The organism is Paraburkholderia sp. MM5384-R2 (genome assembly GCF_014201025.1).
Taxonomy (GTDB): Bacteria; Pseudomonadota; Gammaproteobacteria; order Burkholderiales; family Burkholderiaceae; genus Paraburkholderia; species Paraburkholderia tuberum.
This window is the reverse complement of record NZ_JACHDI010000010.1, coordinates 130392-148578: the sequence shown is the minus strand read 5'-3', so window position 1 is coordinate 148578 and position 18187 is coordinate 130392. Positions and strand designations below refer to the sequence as shown.

16 protein-coding genes are annotated in these 18187 nt (G+C 63.6%); 9 read left to right on the top strand and 7 right to left on the bottom strand.

The genetic code is table 11. The features are described from left to right. Positions 1–2: 2 nt before the first annotated feature. The 3 genes from HDG37_RS18170 to kdgD all read right to left on the bottom strand — a co-directional run bounded on the left by HDG37_RS18170 (position 3) and on the right by kdgD (position 3435). Positions 3–746, bottom strand: coding sequence for a FadR/GntR family transcriptional regulator (locus HDG37_RS18170; protein WP_184049998.1), 744 nt, complete (start codon positions 744–746; stop codon positions 3–5). A 222-nt stretch (positions 747–968) separates the two neighbouring features. Continuing rightward, positions 969–2327, bottom strand: a complete 1359-nt coding sequence (locus HDG37_RS18165) for an MFS transporter (RefSeq protein WP_184049996.1) — start codon at positions 2325–2327, stop codon at positions 969–971. Between the two features lie 190 nt (positions 2328–2517). Then, positions 2518–3435, bottom strand: coding sequence for a 5-dehydro-4-deoxyglucarate dehydratase (gene kdgD / locus HDG37_RS18160; protein WP_090806087.1), 918 nt, complete (start codon positions 3433–3435; stop codon positions 2518–2520). Between the two features lie 254 nt (positions 3436–3689). Between kdgD and garD the strand changes: the two genes are divergently transcribed. The 8 genes from garD to HDG37_RS18120 all read left to right on the top strand — a co-directional run bounded on the left by garD (position 3690) and on the right by HDG37_RS18120 (position 12909). After that, on the top strand, positions 3690–5279 hold the full coding sequence (gene garD / locus HDG37_RS18155) for a galactarate dehydratase (RefSeq protein ID WP_184049994.1): 1590 nt from the start codon (positions 3690–3692) through the stop codon (positions 5277–5279). A gap of 100 nt (positions 5280–5379) precedes the next feature. Next, positions 5380–6234: an NAD(P)-dependent oxidoreductase gene (locus tag HDG37_RS18150; protein WP_184049992.1), complete on the top strand. Its 855-nt coding sequence runs from the start codon at positions 5380–5382 to the stop codon at positions 6232–6234. Continuing rightward, on the top strand, positions 6231–7160 hold the full coding sequence (locus HDG37_RS18145; RefSeq protein ID WP_184049990.1) for an SMP-30/gluconolactonase/LRE family protein: 930 nt from the start codon (positions 6231–6233) through the stop codon (positions 7158–7160). The genes HDG37_RS18150 and HDG37_RS18145 overlap by 4 nt, the downstream gene beginning before the upstream one ends. 612 nt (positions 7161–7772) lie before the next feature. After that, entirely contained in the window at positions 7773–8765 is a 993-nt protein-coding gene (locus HDG37_RS18140) for a TRAP transporter substrate-binding protein (RefSeq protein ID WP_184049987.1), read from the top strand. Between the two features lie 177 nt (positions 8766–8942). Further along, the gene (locus HDG37_RS18135) at positions 8943–9452 is read left to right on the top strand and encodes a TRAP transporter small permease (RefSeq protein WP_184049985.1); all 510 of its coding nucleotides are present in this window, start codon (positions 8943–8945) and stop codon (positions 9450–9452) included. Between the two features lie 13 nt (positions 9453–9465). Continuing rightward, positions 9466–10818 (top strand): TRAP transporter large permease, encoded by a 1353-nt coding sequence (locus HDG37_RS18130; RefSeq protein WP_184049983.1) that lies wholly within the window; start codon positions 9466–9468, stop codon positions 10816–10818. Positions 10819–10895: 77 nt separating this feature from the next. Next, a complete protein-coding gene (locus HDG37_RS18125) occupies positions 10896–12107 on the top strand; it encodes a porin (RefSeq protein WP_184049981.1) in 1212 nt (403 codons plus the stop codon). Between the two features lie 247 nt (positions 12108–12354). Continuing rightward, positions 12355–12909 carry a putative glycolipid-binding domain-containing protein gene (locus HDG37_RS18120; RefSeq protein ID WP_184049979.1) on the top strand — a complete coding sequence of 185 codons (555 nt, stop codon included), beginning with the start codon at positions 12355–12357 and terminating at the stop codon, positions 12907–12909. Here HDG37_RS18120 and HDG37_RS18115 read toward each other — a convergent pair. From HDG37_RS18115 to HDG37_RS18105, 3 genes are all read right to left on the bottom strand, one after another. After that, positions 12906–13493: a GNAT family N-acetyltransferase gene (locus HDG37_RS18115; protein ID WP_184049977.1), complete on the bottom strand. Its 588-nt coding sequence runs from the start codon at positions 13491–13493 to the stop codon at positions 12906–12908. The two genes, HDG37_RS18120 and HDG37_RS18115, sit on opposite strands and share 4 nt — an antisense overlap. A gap of 76 nt (positions 13494–13569) precedes the next feature. After that, positions 13570–14478 carry a sap1 transcriptional regulator SapR gene (gene sapR, locus HDG37_RS18110; RefSeq protein WP_184049975.1) on the bottom strand — a complete coding sequence of 303 codons (909 nt, stop codon included), beginning with the start codon at positions 14476–14478 and terminating at the stop codon, positions 13570–13572. Positions 14479–14596: 118 nt separating this feature from the next. Next, the gene (locus HDG37_RS18105) at positions 14597–15484 is read right to left on the bottom strand and encodes a DMT family transporter (RefSeq protein WP_184049973.1); all 888 of its coding nucleotides are present in this window, start codon (positions 15482–15484) and stop codon (positions 14597–14599) included. 111 nt (positions 15485–15595) lie between these two features. Between HDG37_RS18105 and HDG37_RS18100 the strand changes: the two genes are divergently transcribed. Continuing rightward, positions 15596–17035, top strand: a complete 1440-nt coding sequence (locus HDG37_RS18100; protein WP_184050110.1) for a PLP-dependent aminotransferase family protein — start codon at positions 15596–15598, stop codon at positions 17033–17035. A 45-nt stretch (positions 17036–17080) separates the two neighbouring features. On the opposite strand, the gene HDG37_RS18095 is transcribed toward HDG37_RS18100, so the two are convergent. Then, entirely contained in the window at positions 17081–18154 is a 1074-nt protein-coding gene (locus tag HDG37_RS18095; RefSeq protein ID WP_184049971.1) for a TAXI family TRAP transporter solute-binding subunit, read from the bottom strand. Between the last annotated feature and the right edge of the window lie 33 nt (positions 18155–18187).

The following is an 18187-nucleotide window of genomic DNA, read 5'->3' as shown; positions in this document are numbered from 1 at the left end:
AATCAGCTGTTCGCTTCGCTCGCTTCATTCGCGCGACGCAGCCGCTCGCGGCTATTCGACAGATGCATGCGCATCGCCGCGCGTGCGCCTTCGGCGTCGTGCCGGCTGATCGCCTCGAGGATGCTTTCATGCTCGAGGTTCACGAGCGACAGATACGCGTCAGGATCGGCGCGCGCGATGCCGGCCGAGTCGAGCCGGTTGCGCGGAATCAGCGCGCTGCCCATTTGCGACAGGATGTCGACGAAATAGCGGTTGCCGGTTGCGCGTGCGACCGAGATGTGGAACTGCAGGTCGGCCTGCACGCTGTCGAGCCCGTTGTGGCGCGTGGCCTCGATCGCGTCGAGCGCGGTGCGCATGCGCGCGAGGTCGTCCGGTTTCGCGCGTTGCGCGGCGAGACCGGCGCATTCGGTTTCGAGACTGATGCGCAACTCCAGAATGCACAGCACGTCGCGCAGCGTGGTGGCGGGCACCATGTCGATGCCGAGCTTTTCGCGTTGCGGCTCGAGCACGAAGCTGCCGATGCCGTGCCGCGTCTCGATGACCTTGCCTGCCTGCAGGCGCGAGATCGCCTCGCGAATCACCGTGCGGCTCACGCTGAGTGTGCTCATCAACTGCGATTCGGTGGGGAGTTTGTCGCCCGGCTTCAGCAGGTTGGCAGCGATCTGCTCGGTGACGTAGTTGACGACGAACTCGGCAAGATTGCGAGCGCGTCGTGGCGGTGCCGCGGATGCTAGTGGTGTAGCCATCGAAAACGCTCCTTGTTTGAAAGATCGCTGGGAATCGTGCATTTTTATTATATCGTCGTCTGACGACTGATTATATAAGCGCCGGATCGTTTCCGGCGCAAATGTCACGTATATCGGCGCAGGCCCGAAGTTTGGCGCCTCGGCGCGGATAGATCGCGCGAGGCGCCGGGTCGGTCGGCCGGAAGTACGATAACCGCGACGATAACCAAGCCTATAACGGGCTCACGCCGGGCGCAACTCGACCCGCCGGATGTCCTTGACGATCACCAGATAGCTGATCACGGTCAGCAGCGCGTTCGCGCCGACGAACACCAGCGCGCCATTGAACGAGCCCGTGCGCGCGACGAGATAGCCGATCACGATCGGCGTCACGATGCCGGCGATGTTGCCGAACATGTTGAAGATCCCGCCGGACAAGCCGAGCGCTTCCTTCGGCGACGTATCGGCGACCACCGCCCAGCCGAGCGCGCCGATGCCCTTGCCGAAGAACGCGAGCGACATCAGCGCGACGACGACCCAGTCGGTCGACACGTAGTTGCAGCCGATGATGCAGGTCGACAGCAGCATGCCGCCGACGATCGGCACCTTGCGCGCGACGGTCAGCGAACAGCCGCGGCGGATCATTCCGTCCGACAGCACGCCGCCGAGCACCCCGCCGAGAAAGCCGCAGATCGCCGGCAGCGAGGCCACGAGGCCCGCGTGCAGAATCGTCATGCCGCGCGCCTGCACGAGGTAGATCGGAAACCACGTCAGGAAGAAGTAGGTCAGCACGTTGATGCAGTACTGCGCGAGATAGATGCCGAGCAGCATGCGGTTGCTGAGCAACTGACGCACGAGCGTCCAGCCGCCGGCCTTCGAAATATCGTCCGGGCGCGTCTTGCGCGCACCGCTGACGAGGCCGCCACCTTGCTCGATGTACTCGAGCTCGGCGCGCGACACGCGCGGATGGTCGGCGGGATTCTTCATGACCTTCAGCCACGTCAGCGCGAGCAGCAGCCCGGCCACGCCCAGTACGACGTAGACCATTTCCCACCCGAACGCGTGCGTGAGCCACGCCATCAGCGGCGTGAACACGACCGCGGCGAAGTATTGCGCGGCGTTGAAGATCGCCGACGCGGTGCCGCGCTCGTTGGTCGGGAACCAGCTCGCGACGACCTTTGCGTTCGCCGGGAACGCCGGCGACTCGGCCGCGCCCATCACGAAGCGCAACGCGAACAGGCCGGTAATCGCCGCACCGGCGCTGCCGAGCAGGCCGACCGAGCTCTGCAGCAGCGTGAATAGCGACCACGAGAAGATGCTCGCCGCGTACACGCGGCGCGCGCCGAAACGGTCGAGCAGCCAGCCGGCCGGCAGTTGCGACAGCACGTAAGCCCAGCTGAATGCGGAAAAGATATAGCCCATGCGGATCGCGTCGAGGCTGAACGCGGTGCGCATTGCGGAACCGGTGACGGACAGCGTCGCGCGGTCGGCGTAGTTGAGGGTGGTGATCACAAAGATCAGCAGCAGGATCCCGTAGCGGACCTTGGTGCGTGCCGCGCTAGAAGCGGCGTCGGTGGAACTGGCCGAGCGGCTCAAGTCCATGGGTCATCTCCTGTATTGTCTGGCGAGGTGTAGTCTGCACACCGGGTGGCCCGCAGACCACCTGCCTGTCGGGCAAACACACGAACGCCCGGCGACGTTGCTGTGCCGGGCGTTCGCCACGCGGCCGTCTAGGCGGCCCTCATCGATGAGGCTCCCGAGCTACTTCGCTCGAAGCCCTGACGCCGGTTCCTTACTGCGGTCCGAGCTTCTTGATCAGCGCGTCGAGCTGCTCCATTTCTTCCGGAGTCAGGTCGGTCAGCGGTGCGCGCACCGGACCTGCGTCGTGGCCGACCAGCTTCGCTCCAGCCTTGACGATGCTGACCGCGTAGCCGGCACGGCGGTTGCGGATCTTCAGGTACGGCAGGAAGAATTCGTCGATCAGCTTGCCGACCGTCGCGTGGTCGTCAGCGGCGATCGCGCGGTAGAAGTCCATCGCGGTCTTCGGGATGAAGTTGAACACCGCCGACGAGTACACCGGCACGCCCAGCGCCTTGTAGGCGGCAGCGTAGACTTCCGCGGTCGGCAGGCCGCCGAGGTACGAGAAGCGCTCGCCGAGGCGGCGGCGGATCGTCACCATGTTTTCGATCTCGCCCACGCCGTCCTTGAAGCCGATCAGGTTCGGGCAACGGTCTGCCAGACGCTCGAGCATGTCGGCGTTGAGCTTCGAGTTCGCGCGGTTGTAGATGATCATGCCCATGCCCGGAACAGCCTTGCAGACCTCTTCGGCGTGCTCGGCGATACCGTCCTGGCTTGCTTCGGTCAGGTAGTGCGGCATCAGCAGGATGCCGTGCGCGCCGAGGCGCTGCGCTTCCTTCGCGTAGGCGATCGCCACGCGGGTCGGGCCGCCGGCGCCGGCGAGGATCGGTACCTTGCCCTTGCAGACCTCGACCGCGGTCTTGACTACTTGCGTGTAGTCGTCTTGCGTCAGCGAGAAGAATTCGCCCGTGCCGCCGGCGACGAACAGCGCCGAAGCGCCGTACGGAGCGAGCCATTCGAGACGCTCTGCGTAGGTGTCGGCGCGGAAGTCGCCTTTAGCGTCGAAGTCGGTGACGGGGAAGGACAGGAGGCCTTCCGAAACGATCTGCTTGAGTTCCTGCGGTGTCGTCATGATCAAAGTATCCAGGCGTCGGATTGGGTCGTTGTTGGTTCCAACCAGTACAACGGACGTCGTACTAGCAGAAAATCTTTGGAATCAGATTTCTTATACGTCATCGTACAACAACAAATCCGGTAACTCAACGGGGTTTTCACGGCATAATTCACGCTATAGGGTAAATACGGAACATCCGGGCGAAACTTCATGTTGTAGGATGACGTATGATTTCTGGCGAAGCAGGTCTATCACGCCTCAAGGATCGATCAATGGAACAAACTCCGCTCTACATCCGCGTTCATCCCAATGACAATGTCGCGATCGTCGTCAACGACGGCGGTCTGGGCGAGGGCGCGGTATTTGCCGATGGCCTCAGGCTGCGCGAGCGTGTGCCGCAGGGCCACAAGGTCGCGCTGGCCGATCTCGCCGAGGGCGACGAGGTCATCCGCTATAACGTCGTGATCGGTTATGCGCTGAAGCCGCTGCCGAAGGGCAGCTGGATCAACGAGCACGTGATCCGCATGCCGAGCCCGCCGGGACTCGAAGACCTGCCGATCGCCACCACCAAAGCGCCGGACATGCCGCCGCTCGAAGGCTATACGTTCGAGGGCTACCGCAACTCGGACGGCTCGGTGGGCACGCGCAACATCCTCGCGATCACGACCACCGTGCAGTGCGTCGCCGACGTCGTGCAACACGCGGTCACGCGCATCAAGGCCGAGCTGCTGCCGAAATATCCGAATGTCGACGATGTCGTCAGCCTCGGTCACACCTACGGCTGCGGCGTCGCGATCGACGCGCCCGACGCGATGGTGCCGATCCGCACCGTGCGCAACATCGCGCTGAACCCGAACTTCGGCGGCGAAGTGATGATGGTGAGCCTCGGCTGCGAGAAGCTGCAGCCCGAGCGTCTGATGCCGCCGGGAACGATTCCGATCGCGGCGGCAGCGGTCGTCGACGACGTCGCGGACATCGGTGATGTCGCGCTAGACCAGAACGGCGACGTCGTGGTGCTGCAGGACGAATCGCACGTCGGCTTCCAGTCGATGATCACGTCGATCATGAGGATGGCCGAAGGGCATCTGAAGCGCCTGAACAACCGCCGTCGCGAAACCTGTCCGGCGTCGGATCTGGTGATCGGCGTGCAGTGCGGCGGTAGCGACGCGTTCTCGGGCCTGACCGCGAACCCGGCCGTCGGATTCGCAACGGACCTGCTGGTGCGCGCCGGCGCGACCGTGATGTTCTCCGAAGTCACCGAAGTGCGCGACGGCGTCGATCAGCTGACCGCGCGCGCGGCCAATGCGGACGTCGCACAGGCGATCATCCGCGAGATGCAGTGGTACGACGATTACCTGAAGCGCGGCGGCGCGGACCGCAGCGCGAACACGACGCCCGGCAACAAAAAGGGCGGCCTGTCGAACATCGTCGAAAAGGCGATGGGTTCGATCATCAAGTCGGGCAACTCGGCGATCTCCGGCGTGCTGTCGCCGGGTGAGAAGGTCAATCAGAAGGGCCTGATCTACGCGGCGACGCCGGCCAGCGACTTCATCTGCGGCACGCTGCAGGTCGCCTCGGGCATCACGCTGCACGTGTTCACGACCGGCCGCGGCACGCCGTACAGCCTCGCCGAAGTACCGGTCATCAAGGTCGCGACGCGTTCGGACCTCGCGCGTCGCTGGCACGATCTGATGGACATCAACGCCGGCACGATCGCGACTGGCCAGTCCAGCATCGAGGAGGTGGGCTGGGAACTGTTCCGCCTGATGCTCGAAGTCGCGAGCGGCCGCAAGGAAACCTGCGCGGAGAAGCTCGGACTGCACAATGCGTTGACGTTGTTCAATCCGGCGCCGGTGACCTGAACAGGCACCTTGCCCCGTCAATACTCAGGCGAGCGCCGGTCCAGCCGGCGCTCGCTTTTCCGTTCAGAAGACCCGATCGCAATCACAACATCCAAGAGACATGACCGATTTGAACGTTGACCGCTCCGCGGCAAAGAAACCCTTCCGCCGTTTGCTGCTCACCGGCGCCGCGGGCAACCTCGGCAAGCAACTGCGTCCCGCGCTCGCGCAATGGGCCGACATCGTGCGCGTGTCCGATATCGCTGCGCTCGGCGAAGTCGCCGCGCACGAGGAAGCGGCCGTCGTCAATCTCGCCGATGAAGCAGCCGTGCACGCGCTGCTCGAAGGCGTGGACGCGGTGGTGCATCTCGGCGGCATCTCCGTCGAAGCGCCGTTCGAGGACCTGCTCGAAGCGAACATCCGCGGCCTCTACAACGTGTACTCGTCGGCGCAAAAGCATGGCGTGAAGCGCGTCATCTACGCGAGCTCGAATCACGCGGTGGGTTTCCATCCGGTCACGTCGGTTCTCGATACCGAAGTGCCGCTGCGTCCGGACGGCATGTACGGCGTGACGAAGTGTTTCGGCGAATCGCTGTCGCGCTACTACTTCGACCGCTTCGGTCTCGAGACCGTGTGTTTGCGGATCGGCTCGTCGTTCGAGCAGCCGAAGACCGCACGCATGCTCGTCACGTATCTGAGCTACCGCGATTTCATCGAGCTCGTGCGCTGCTCGCTGTTCACGAACCGCGTCGGTCACGCGATCGTCTACGGCGTGTCGAATAATCGCATCTCGTGGGTCGACAACACGAACGCCGCGTTTCTCGGCTACCGTCCGCAAGACAGCTCGACGCAGTTCGAACACCTGTTCCCACCGAGCGCCCCGGACACGCGCTTCGACGACCCGACCCAGCTGTACCAGGGCGGCCCGTTCGTGCTAGCCGGTCCGATGGAGCCGAAGCGGGAGCCTGAACAATGAGCGCGAATCCGCAAGTGGAGCGCTTCGAAGCGGCCGGTCCGTTGCCCGCGGCCACTGGTGAAAGCCCGGTCTGGCGCGCGGCCGAGCAGGCGCTGTACTGGGTCGACATTCCGGCGAAAAAGATCGTGCGCGGCTCGCTCGCGACAGGCAAGCGCACCGAATGGCTGCTGCCGGAGCAGGTTGCCTGCATCGCGTTCGATCACGCCGGCACCGTGCTCGCCGGCTGCGAGACCGGGTTGTTCGCGCTCACGCTCGCGGACGCGTCGAAGGCGGCGAGCGGCGAGCCGCTGACAGCGTCGCTGCGCAAGCTCGCGGCGCCTGAATTCCCGCACGGCGGAATGCGTTTCAACGACGGCCGCTGCGACCGGCAAGGGCGTTTCTGGGCCGGCACGATGGTGATGGAGATGGCCGCGGCGATCCCAGGCGGCGCGCTGTACCGCTTCGACGAGAAGGGCGTGCTGTCCGCGCCGGTCGTCGATTCGCTGATCACGCAGAACGGCCTGGGCTGGTCGCCGGACGGCACGACGATGTATCTGTCCGACTCGCATCCGCTGCGCCGGCTGATCTGGGCGTTCGACTACGACGTCGACAGCGGTGAGCCGCGCAACCGCCGCGTGTTCGCCGACCTACATCACTATTCGGGCCGTCCGGACGGCGCGGCGGTCGATGCCGACGGCTGCTACTGGATCTGCGCGAACGACGCCGGTCTGCTGCTGCGTTTTACGCCGCAGGGCAAGCTTGACCGGCAGGTTCCGGTGCCGGCCATCAAGCCTGCCATGTGCGCGTTCGGCGGCCGCGATCTCGATACGCTGTTCGTCACCTCGATTCGTCCCGCCAACGGCGCGAGCGAGCACGACGGCCACGTGTTCGCCCTGCGGCCCGGCGTGAGCGGGCTGCCTGAGCCCGAATTCGCAGGGCAACTGTAACGTTGCTTGCATGAAGCATGCGCCGGGACGAAGTTTTTCTCCCGGCGTTTTCATTTTTCAGGACCATTCGTGTGGCCCTTTATTTGTCACTCGTCGTACAACGTGTTGTGTGAAGACCACGCAGCCACGTATTTCTTCAGCAAAAATGCCACAGCTCCCCAGACTGTACCGATTCCGTCCCCATCCAATGCCAGACGGCGCGGGACCTTGTGGCATGCCACGCCGGTCATCCGTACTGGCGCTTTTCCTGATGCGGGTAAATACCGTCTGTACAAGATAAAACCCCTTTTATAGACTTCGTATGTTGTCGTACAACATATAAGTCCAAACAAATGGCTTTCTGTGTTGGTGTGACAGTGCAATTCGGTGGGTTTTCAAGGCATTCGTGCCGCTGCGGTCGATGCGGCATGCATGTCCGAAGCCGGCCGGCGTGATTGAAGTAAGTAGTCGAGTTGTCGACTGGAGTGCTGGGTCAACTGTGCCGGGGAAGTCGCGCAGCCAGTACGGCCAACGCCCGCACCTGCGAAGGCAGTGAGCGTGAAGCCGGAGACGCGTCAAAACCATGTCACATCCGCTGTTGCTGGGATGGTCTATTTTTCAAGGAATGTCACGATGAACAAGAAGTTTGCCTCTTCCCATGTTTCGATGATCGTCGCGGCCGCGGCGTTGGCGTTCAGCACGATGTCGGCTGAAGCGCGCGTGTTCCGCGTTGCCGATGTGCACGGCGACACCTTCCCGACCAACATGGCCGTGAAGTACATGGGCGAGGAGATCAGCAAGGCGACCGGCGGCAAGGACTCCGTGAAGGTGTTCGGCAACAGCGCGCTCGGTTCGGAAAACGACACGATCGACCAGGTTCGTATCGGCGCGCTCGACATGGCGCGTGCCAACGGCGCTGCGTTCAACGAGATCGTGCCGGAATCGATGATCCCGTCGCTGCCGTTCCTGTTCCGCGACGTCGACCATTTCCGCAAGGTCATGTACGGTCCGGAAGGCCAGAAGATCCTCGACGCCTTCACCGCGAAGGGCATGATCGCACTGACGTTCTACGAGAGCGGCGCACGCTCGATGTACGCGAAGAAGGCGATCAAGTCGCCGGCTGACATGAAGGGGCTGAAGGTCCGCGTGCAGCCGTCCGACCTGATGGTCGACGAAATCAAGGCAATGGGCGGCACGCCGACCCCGATGCCGTTCTCGGAAGTCTATACGGGCCTGAAGACCGGCCTCGTCGACGGCGCCGAAAACAACCTGCCGTCGTACGAAGAAACCAAGCACTTCGAAGTCGCTCAGGTCTACTCGGAGACCCAGCATTCGATGACGCCGGAAGTGCTGGTGTTCTCGAAGAAGGTGTGGGACACGCTGTCGCCGCAAGAGCAGCAGATCATCAAGAAGGCCGCGGCCGACTCGGTGCCTTACTACGAGAAGCTGTGGACCGCGCGCGAAGCCGACGCACAGAAGGCCGTCACGAAGGGTGGCGCAACGGTCATCGCGGCTTCGCAGATCGACCGCGCGGCTTTCGTGAAGGTGATGCAGCCTGTGTGGGCGAAGTACGAAAAGACCCCGCAGATGAAGCAGATCGTCGACGAGATCGAAGCAATCAAGTAAGTCACGCGTCCCGGACGCAATCAGCAATAGCAACGCTTGTCGCAACAGCGGCGTGAATGGTCCCGCGAGGAAACTCGCGAGACCTTCCGCCGCGCGATTTCGCGCGCGCGTGCGGATCATGTCGCATCGGGACGGCTGAATCTCAAGCACAGGTCGGTCGTAAGCAAGGACAGGGTCATGAGTTTCCTGAAACGCCCCAATGATTTTCTTTTTCGCGTGCTGCTGGTCGTGGCGTCGCTTAGCCTCGCCGTGCTTTGCCTGCTCGTGATTTATAGCGTGGTGATGCGCTACGTGTTTAGCGACGCGCCCGATTTCGTTGAGCCCATCGCATTGCTGCTGGTGATCCTGATCGCGATGTTCGGCGCCGCGCTGAAGGTTCGCGAGGGCGGTCACATCGGACTCGACTCGCTCGTCAGGAAATTGCCCGAGAAAGGCCAGGTGATCGCGAAAGGGATTCAGCACCTGTGTCTGGTCGCTTTCGCGGTGGCGGTCTTCGTCGGTTGCCTCGAGATGGCGCAAACCACGATGGGCGACCGCATTCCGATCATCGGCGTGCCGGAAGGCGTGCGCTACTGCATCCCGATCTTCGCGAGTGTGTGCATCGCGTTGTTCTCGATCGAGCATCTGCTCGAGCTCTTCGCGGGGAAACGGGAAGAGCCGGCGCTCGAACTCTCCGCCACGGAATAAAAGTAGAACCATCATGGAACTTGCCCTTCTTGCCGCCAGTTTTCTAATCTTCCTCTTCCTCGGGGTTCCGGTTTCATTCGCGTTGGGCCTGTCCTGCGTTCTGACGTACCTGTTCGAAGGCTTGCCGACCGCGACCGCGATGCAGTCGATGATCTCGGGCATGAACGGTTTCTCGTTCCTCGCGGTCCCGTTCTTCATCTTCTCCGGCGAGCTGATGCTCCACGGCGGCATCGCTGACCGCATCCTGCGTTTCGCGCAGGCCACGGTCGGCCATTTCCGCGGTGGCCTCGGCATGGCCAACGTGGTCGCCTGTACGCTGTTCGGCGGCGTGTCGGGTTCGCCGACCGCGGATACGTCGGCCATGGGCGGCGTCGTGATCCCGCTGATGAAGCGCGAAGGTTATAGCGCCGCATACGCGGTCAACGTGACCACGCACTCGTCGCTCGCCGGCGCGCTGATGCCGACGTCGACCAACATGATCATCTACGCGTTCGCCGCGCAAGGCGTGAGCGGCGTGCTGAACGGCAAGCAGATGAGCGGCGTGTCGATTGGCGATCTGCTGTTCTCGGGTCTGTTGCCGGTGCTGTGGGTGATGGGCCTCGTGCTGATCGCCGCTTACTGGCAGGCCGTCAAGTTCGGCTATCCGCGCCGTCCCGACGGTTCGACCGAACTGCAGCGTTTCCCGGGCTGGATGGCGGTGCTGCGCACGTTCGTCGGCGCGGTGCCGGGTCTGATGGTCATCGCGATCATTCTGTTCTGCGTGGCACGCGGTATCGCCACCGCGACGGAGGCGGCCGCGATCGCCGTGGGTTATTCGCTGATATTGACCATCGTCGTGTATCGCTCGCTGTCGATGAAAAAGCTCGGCCATGCGCTCGGCAAGGCCGCGAAAACGACCGGCGTGGTGCTGCTGCTGATCGGTGTGTCGAACATGCTGCGCTACCAGATGGCCTATCTGGAGATCCCGGAGGCGATCGAGCGCATGCTCGACGGCGCGACCTCGCTGCCGTGGCTGATGTTGTTGTACATCAACGTGATTCAGGTGTTCCTCGGTACGTTCGTCGACATGGCGGCGCACATCCTGATCACAACCCCGCTGTTCCTGCCGATGGCCATGCACAACGGGGTGGGCCCGGTTCAGTTCGGCATCATGATTCTGCTGAACTGCGCATTGGGTCTCGTGCATCCGCCGATTGGCTCGGTGCAATTCATTGGATGCGCAATTGGCAATGTGTCGATAGGGGAAACTACTAAGGTGGCGTGGCCGTATTACCTCGCTATCTTCTCGGCCATCAATATCGTCACCTATGTCCCGTGGTTCTCGACCTGGTTGCCGAGCATCATCAATGGTCACCCGGTGTTCTGATCCAAATAAAACGTATTTCCCACACTCAGCGGCGCTCGCATAGGCCGCATTAGAAAGTTTTTAACAGAGGAGTAAAAATGAAAAAGACTCTCTTAGCTTCGGCCTTGGGGTTGGTCGCCCTGGGCGCACATGCGCAAAGCAGCGTGACGCTTTACGGTATCGTCGATACGGGCCTGGGTTGGCAGAACAGCTCGGCGTCGCTGACCACGGCGGCGAAACCGCAGACCGTCCCTGGCAGTTCGCAGGTCAAGATGATCAACGGCATCTGGGCAGGCAGCCGTTTCGGTTTGAAGGGCTCGGAAGATCTGGGTGGCGGCACTAAGACGATTTTCCAGTTGGAAGAAGGCTTTAACAGCGCAACTGGCGCGCAAAGTGTGTCGGGTCTGGCATTCAACCGCCAGGCATGGGTCGGTCTGACGAACGCTCAGTTCGGTACGGTGACGGCAGGCCGCGGGTACACCTCGTACTACACGATGCTCTCGCCGTATAGCCCGACCACGTGGCTGACCGGTGCATACGGTGCGCATGCGGGTGATATCGACTCGCTGGATACGACGTTCCGCGTGAACAACCAACTGGTTTATACGTCGCCGAGCTTTGCCGGTCTGACGGTTAGCGGTTCGTACGCACTGGGCGGCAACGCGGGCAGCTTCGCAGCCGGCCAAACCTGGAGCGTTGCGGCACAGTACCTGAACGGCCCGATCGGTCTCGCGGCAGGTATCCAGCGCATTGACAACGCGGCGACCGTTGGCACCCCCGCGTGGAATTCCACGGCGTCGAACAACGGCTCGCAGCCGTCCGTCTCGGCAATCAACAACGGCTTCCAGACCGCAGCGAAGCAGCAGCGCATTGCGGTGACGGGTGGTTACGCGTTCAACTCGCAGTGGGACGTTTCGTTCGCATACTCGAACGTTCAATACACTGCGGGCCAGGCTTCGCTGTTCCACGACACGCAGATCTGGAATACCGGTGGCGCAGTGCTGCACTGGAAGCCGATCTCGGTGCTGGACTTGGCCGCTGGCTATAGCTACACCCGTGCAACGTCGTCGAACGGCATTCAGAGCACGGCTAGCTACAGCCAGTTCAACCTGTCGCAGTACTACTCGCTGTCCAAGCGCACCGGCCTGTACGCACTCGAAGCGTATCAGCGCGCTAGCGGCCAGACGCTGTCGGGCAACGGCAAGTCCATCATCAACGCAGTGGCAAGCATCGGCGACGGCCAGAACGGTTCGCCGTCCTCGTCGCGCAGCCAGACCGCGGTTGGCGTTGGTATCATCCATAAGTTCTAAACAGTTACTGAATACGTGGCGGCGCGTTGTTTTGCCGCCACATCGACGCGTTTTTTTCGCGTCGTCAGTCTCGCAAAGCTGCGCACATTACGTGCGCAGCTTTTTTTTGATGCTTCATTTTGATGCATCGCAGGCGCTGGTCTCGCCAGCGGTGCCAGATCTGGGTTGGGAGTGCCTCGCGCGCGGGCTTTCGCGTTACGATGAGAGCCCGGCGCGCTTTCCTGCGCCGTTTCGCGAGGAGACGCCGATGCGTGCATTACGATGGGCTTCGGAAGAGGGCGACGGCATCGAACATCTGGTATTCGATACGCGCGACGATGGCTTCGCCGTTGAAAGCGTGGTGGTCGGGCAGCGCTACGGCAAGGCGTACGGGCTGCATTACGCGGTGCGCTGCGACGCGCGCTGGCGCACGCGCTACGCGCGGCTGAAGATCGTCGGCGGTGGCGAGCTGGAGCTGCATGGCGATGGCGACGGCCACTGGCACGACGGGCACGGCCTCGCGCTCAGCGCGATCGAAGGCTGTATCGACATCGATATCGCGGCGACGCCGTACACCAATACGTTGCCGATCCGTCGGCTGCAACTGGCGCAAGGCGAACGTCAGCCGATCGAAGTCGCGTATATCTCGACGCCGGACTTGCAGGTCACGCGCGCCGAGCAGGCCTACACGTGCATCGAGTTGAATGGCGAGTACCGCTACGAAGGCATTTTTCGCGAGTTCACCGCCAATTTGCGCGTGGATAGCGATGGTCTCGTGATCGACTATCCGACCTTGTTCACGCGTTTGCCGCGCGCGCGTTAGGTTTTGCGTTCGGCGTCGCCCGCTGAGTTTGAGTCGTCGTCGGGCCCAGTCGATGCGCCGCGGCCGAGCGGGCGTTGCATCAGCGTCGTGTCGAGCCAGCGGCCGTGCTTGTAGCCGACAGCCTTCAACGTGCCGGTCAGCTCGAAGCCGAGTTGCGCGTGCAACGACAGTGAGCCGCCGCTGCCGCCATCGGCGATCACCGCGATCATCTGACGCCACGGTCCGGTCTCGCAACGTTCGATCAGCGCCTGCAGCAGCACGCGTCCGATGCCGCGTCCGCGATACGCGTCGTTGACGTAGATCGAGTCTTCGATCGTGTTGCGATAGGCGGCGCGCGGGCGATACGGCGTCGCATAGCAATAGCCGGCCACGTCGCCGTCGATCTCCGCGACCATATATGGCAGTCCGTGGCTGCGCACGCTTGCGAGCCGCGCGCGCAGATCGTCGACGGACGGCGGGGTTTCTTCGAACGACGCGACGCCGGTCAGCACGTGATGCGCGTAGATCGCCTGGATCGCGGGGAGGTCGGCTTCGCTGGCGTCGCGGATTCGCGGGGCGTCGAGCGGAGGGCGGGGTGAACTCATGCGGGGTCCTGTCGTGGCGGGGGCAGTTTGGCGGAAGTCTTCACTATGCCTGTCGCCGGGGCGGATTTGAAGCGGGTCAAGGATCGAATTGATCGAACTCGCTCTGCAGCTCGCGATTACGCGCCACGCGTTCGTCGATAGCCGGTCCACGCCGTTCGACGACCGCCGAGATCAGCAGATTGAACAGGCACGTCAGCGGCGCGAGCGAATCCCAGAACTGACCGACGTCGGTCGTCACCTGCAGCAGATCGCCGTCGAAATCGCGCGCCCACGGACAGTAGATATCGGTGACGAGCGCGAACGGCAGGCCGCGGCGCGAGGCCGCCTGGCAATAGCGTCGCGCGATCGTCGAATAGGCGCGCGTGTCGGTGACGATCAGATAGGGCGTGCTGAATTCCGAGTTCAGCGAATCGACGTAGGAACCCGACATGCCGTCCGAATAGAACACGCGCGGGCGGATGTATTCGAGATAGCTGTAGAACGCGTTGCTGATGCCGCGCGTCGATTGGATGCCGAGGATGTAGACCGCATCGGCGTTCGCAATGCGCTCGGCGACGCGCGCGAAGGCCGGCGAGCGCGCGAGTTCATACACGTGCCGGATCGCGCCGATCTCGAGTTCGAGCGATTGGGCGAGCGCGGCGTCGCGCGGCGAGGAGCCGTCAGCGACGCTCGATTCATGAAGCTCACGGGTTTGCGCGCAGTCGCTCGGGCCACGGCGGAACGCGTCGAGCCGGTCCGTGATCAGCCAGGGCCGCTGCTGCGTGCCGCGCAGCTCGCGCTTCAGATCGTCGAGATTGCGATAGCCGACGCTACGCAGAAAGCGGCCGACCGAAATACCGCTGGTGCCGGCTCGCTGCGCGATCTGATCGGCGGTCTCGAGGCCGAGCCGGTCGAGATTCGCGAGCATGTAGCTGGCGACGCGTTTCGACGTCGGCGTGAGTTCGGCAAAACGGGCTTCGACGGTTTGGGCAAAAGCGGTCGTCATCGTCAGTTGCGGCGCGGGGCGCTGGTTGTGCCAACCTGCGAAATGATGACATATCGATCCACGGCTCGCGCAATTCGATCCTGAAAAAGTCTGTTCGCCGTGCGACGGTCTAGCCGCGTCAGACCGGCCGCCGCACCGGCGCAGCGCGCGAAAAATGCCGTGCGCCAGCCACGCAGGCGACCACGATCACGGTGACGATGATCATCGATGGCGGTACCTGCTCGTGCAGCAGCACGCCGGCGAGCAGCAGCCCGAAAAACGGCTGCAGCAGCTGCAGTTGGCCGACCGCCGCGATGCCGCCGAGCGCGAGCCCGCGATACCAGAACACGAAGCCGATCAGCATGCTGAACAGCGACACGTACGCGAGTCCCCACAGCGCGGCGGCGCCGACACCGTCGAACGACACGGGCCGCGTCCACCATGCGAGCGGCAGCATCAACGGCAGCGACAGCACGAGCGCCCACGAAATCACCTGCCAGCCGCCGAGATGACGCGACAACCGCGCGCCTTCCGCGTAGCCCAGCCCGCACACGACGATCGCCGCGAGCATCAGCGCGTCGCCGAGCGGCGAGGCGTCGATGCCGTGACGCAGCGCGAACGCGGCCACCGCCGCGCTGCCGAGCGCCGAGAACAGCCAGAACGCCGGCTGCGGCCGCTCGCCGCCGCGCAACACGGCGAAGATCGCGGTGGCGAGCGGCAGCAGGCCGATGAACACGACCGCATGCGCGGCGCTCACATGACGCAGCGCGAGCGCGGTCAGCAAAGGAAAGCCGACCACGACGCCGAGCGCGACCACGACGAGCGGCAGCAGATCGCGCCGCTCCGGGCGCGTCTCGCGGAACACCAGCAACAGCAGCAGACCAAGGATGCCCGCGATCGTCGCGCGCGCCACGGTCAGAAACACCGGATCGAGGCCCTGCACGGCAAGCCGCGTGGCCGGCAGCGAGCCGCTGAAAATCAGCACGCCCGCGAAACCGCTGAGCCAGCCGTTGGTGGTTTTGTCCATGGCAAACGTCCCTGCGCTGAAAGAGTCTCATGATGCGCGCCGCGGCCGTAAACGTTAAGCTACAGATCAGTACAGTTCGTACAAACTGTACCGAACATGGGAGTAGTACAGATGGCGGAAAGCGAGAACAGCGAGACGGTGCCGGGCACGCGTGTCGGCCTCGTGATGAACAATCTGCGGGAGCGTATCGCGAGCCGCTCGCTGATGCCGGGCGCCCGCGTGCCGTCGATCCGCGCGATGACCGACAAGCTCGGCGTGTCCAAGTCGACCGTGGTGGAAGGCTACGACCGTCTGGTTGCGGAAGGGGTGATCATTGCGCGGCGCGGCTCGGGCTTCTTCGTGTCGGGCCATGCGCCGCCGCTCGCGCTCGCCGATCTCGGGCCGCGGCTCGATCGCGAGGTCGACCCGCTGTGGCTCACGCGGCAGTCGCTGGAGACCGGCTCGAAAGCGCCGAAGCCCGGCTGCGGCTGGATGCCGGCTTCGTGGTTGCCGGAAGATGGTGTGCGGCGCGCGCTGCGCGCGGTTGCCCGTGATCCGCAATCGCTGCTCGCGGATTACGCGAGTCCGGCGGGCTTGCCCGCGCTGCGTCAGCAGCTTGCGTGGCGGCTTTCCGCGCACGGGGTCGATGCGCCGCCCGAGCAGATCCTGCTGACCGACGGCGGCACCCATGCGCTCGATCTCGTGTGCCGCTTCCTGCTCGAACCCGGCGACACGGTGCTGATCGACGATCCCTGCTACTTCAATTTTCAGGCGTTGTTGCGCGCGCATCGCGTGCGGATCGCGAGCGTGCCGTACACGCCGCAGGGACCGGATCTCGCGGCGTTCGAGCGCGTTCTGGTCGAGCAGCGTCCGCGGCTCTACGTGACGAACTCGGCGATCCACAATCCGACCGGCGCGACGCTCGCGCCGGCCGTCGCGCACCGGCTGCTGAAGCTCGCCGGCGAGCACGATCTGCTGATCGTCGAGGACGACATCTTCGCGGACTTCGAAGACGAAGCCGCGCCGCGCCTTGCCGCATTCGACGGCCTCGCGCGCGTCGTGTCGATCGGCAGCTTTTCGAAGACGCTGTCGGCGGCGGTGCGCTGCGGCTATATTGCGGCACGCGCCGAATGGGTCGAGCCGTTGATCGATCTGAAGCTCGCGACATCGTTCGGCAATGGTCAGCTCGCGGCGAGCGTCGTGCATCGGATGCTCGTCGACGGTACCTATCGGCGTCATCTCGAGGCGATGCGCGCGAAGCTGGCCGATGCGATGGGAGAGACCATCAGGCGTCTCGGCTATGCGGGCCTCGATATCTGGACACGGCCGCGCGCGGGCCTGTTCGTGTGGGCGCGCTTGCCCGGGGCGCTCGATGCCGCCGACATCGCCCGTCATGCGCTGACGGCGGGCGTCGTGTTCGCGCCGGGCAACGTGTTCAGCGCGTCGCAAGCGGCGGCGGGCTTTCTGCGTTTCAACGTGTCGCAATGCAATCGCCCGAAGGTGTACGAGGCATTGCAACGGGCGATGCAAGCGTGCACGGTGTCGGCCGGCGCGGGGCGCGAGCGGGTCTGAGACGAACTCAGGCGAAGCAGGCGTTCGCAGTCCCCCGCTACAGCGTTATTTGCACAGCAGAAGCATCCGTTCTTCTTCCGAGCAAGGCGTGTGCGGTTTCGGCGCGGGTTGCGCGGTCGCCGCGCTCATCGCCGCGCTGCGGTTCGCGAGACACGCGCGCAGATGCTTCTCGACCGGACCGTAGTACTTCCACCCACGAACGAGCGTCGGCAATTCTAGCTTCACCTGTTTCCATTTCGGATGGCCATGCTCCTGCAGATTGTCGAAGTTCGCGCACAACGAGTCGGCGAAATGATTCAGATTGCTGACTGTGTCGCGCAAGCCGTAATCGTAGGTGACCAGAAACGCTTTGACGGTCAGACCCGGCACGTCTTCCTTCAACCAGCCTGGGTAGCTGCTTTGGTGGATCGTAGTCGGAAAGTAGGTCTGCTTCGCGCGGTTCGTCTCCGGCGCGTTGGGATCGACGGGCAACAGACGCAACTGTGACAGCAGGTCGGGTTTCATGTCGTTGAACAGCTTTGCCGGCTGCCCGACCACGATGATCGCGACGTCGATCTTCTTCACGATCAGCGCGGCGAGCGCGTCCTCGTTGCTCAGATGCACGACGTTCTGCTCCGGAATCGGCTGGCCGAACATCAGGCGGTAGAGCGTCGTCGCCGACTGCGCGGTGCCGCTGCCTAGCAGGCCGACGCTGATGGTCTTGTCCTTGATGTCGGCGAGCGTTTTCAGCGGCGAATCCGCCCGTACGACGACGTTAATTTCCTCGTCGTAGAGCGGCATGATCAGTCGCAGCGGCCGGATCGTCGTGCCCGCATCGGGGTTGCCCGAGTTGGCCATGTCGATGAACGCCTGGTACACGTCGGACTGCACGAGTGCGAGCTTCACGCCGGGCTCGAAACGCATGCGCTGCACGTTTTCCGCCGAGCCTTTCGACGCCACCACTTCGAGGTCGATGCCAGCCGGCTGGGCCACCCATTTCGACAGGTCATTGCCAATCTGGATATACGTGCCGCGCTCCGGCCCGGTGACGATCTTGTAGTGCGCCGGTTCCGCGCCGGCCAGCGAACATACGACCAGTGCCACCAGGCCCAGCCAGCCCGCGAGAAGTCTCTTCAGCATGATCTTTCTACCTATCGGTCAGGTTGATCCCGC

Bases quoted from the DNA above. Each gene is read 5' to 3' on its own strand.
- HDG37_RS18170 (WP_184049998.1), bottom strand. From the start codon at position 746: ATGGCTACACCACTAGCATCCGCGGCACCGCCACGACGCGCTCGCAAT.
- HDG37_RS18165 (WP_184049996.1), bottom strand. From the start codon at position 2,327: ATGGACTTGAGCCGCTCGGCCAGTTCCACCGACGCCGCTTCTAGCGCG.
- kdgD (WP_090806087.1), bottom strand. From the start codon at position 3,435: ATGACGACACCGCAGGAACTCAAGCAGATCGTTTCGGAAGGCCTCCTG.
- garD (WP_184049994.1), top strand. From the start codon at position 3,690: ATGGAACAAACTCCGCTCTACATCCGCGTTCATCCCAATGACAATGTC.
- HDG37_RS18150 (WP_184049992.1), top strand. From the start codon at position 5,380: ATGACCGATTTGAACGTTGACCGCTCCGCGGCAAAGAAACCCTTCCGC.
- HDG37_RS18145 (WP_184049990.1), top strand. From the start codon at position 6,231: ATGAGCGCGAATCCGCAAGTGGAGCGCTTCGAAGCGGCCGGTCCGTTG.
- HDG37_RS18140 (WP_184049987.1), top strand. From the start codon at position 7,773: ATGAACAAGAAGTTTGCCTCTTCCCATGTTTCGATGATCGTCGCGGCC.
- HDG37_RS18135 (WP_184049985.1), top strand. From the start codon at position 8,943: ATGAGTTTCCTGAAACGCCCCAATGATTTTCTTTTTCGCGTGCTGCTG.
- HDG37_RS18130 (WP_184049983.1), top strand. From the start codon at position 9,466: ATGGAACTTGCCCTTCTTGCCGCCAGTTTTCTAATCTTCCTCTTCCTC.
- HDG37_RS18125 (WP_184049981.1), top strand. From the start codon at position 10,896: ATGAAAAAGACTCTCTTAGCTTCGGCCTTGGGGTTGGTCGCCCTGGGC.
- HDG37_RS18120 (WP_184049979.1), top strand. From the start codon at position 12,355: ATGCGTGCATTACGATGGGCTTCGGAAGAGGGCGACGGCATCGAACAT.
- HDG37_RS18115 (WP_184049977.1), bottom strand. From the start codon at position 13,493: ATGAGTTCACCCCGCCCTCCGCTCGACGCCCCGCGAATCCGCGACGCC.
- sapR (WP_184049975.1), bottom strand. From the start codon at position 14,478: ATGACGACCGCTTTTGCCCAAACCGTCGAAGCCCGTTTTGCCGAACTC.
- HDG37_RS18105 (WP_184049973.1), bottom strand. From the start codon at position 15,484: ATGGACAAAACCACCAACGGCTGGCTCAGCGGTTTCGCGGGCGTGCTG.
- HDG37_RS18100 (WP_184050110.1), top strand. From the start codon at position 15,596: ATGGCGGAAAGCGAGAACAGCGAGACGGTGCCGGGCACGCGTGTCGGC.
- HDG37_RS18095 (WP_184049971.1), bottom strand. From the start codon at position 18,154: ATGCTGAAGAGACTTCTCGCGGGCTGGCTGGGCCTGGTGGCACTGGTC.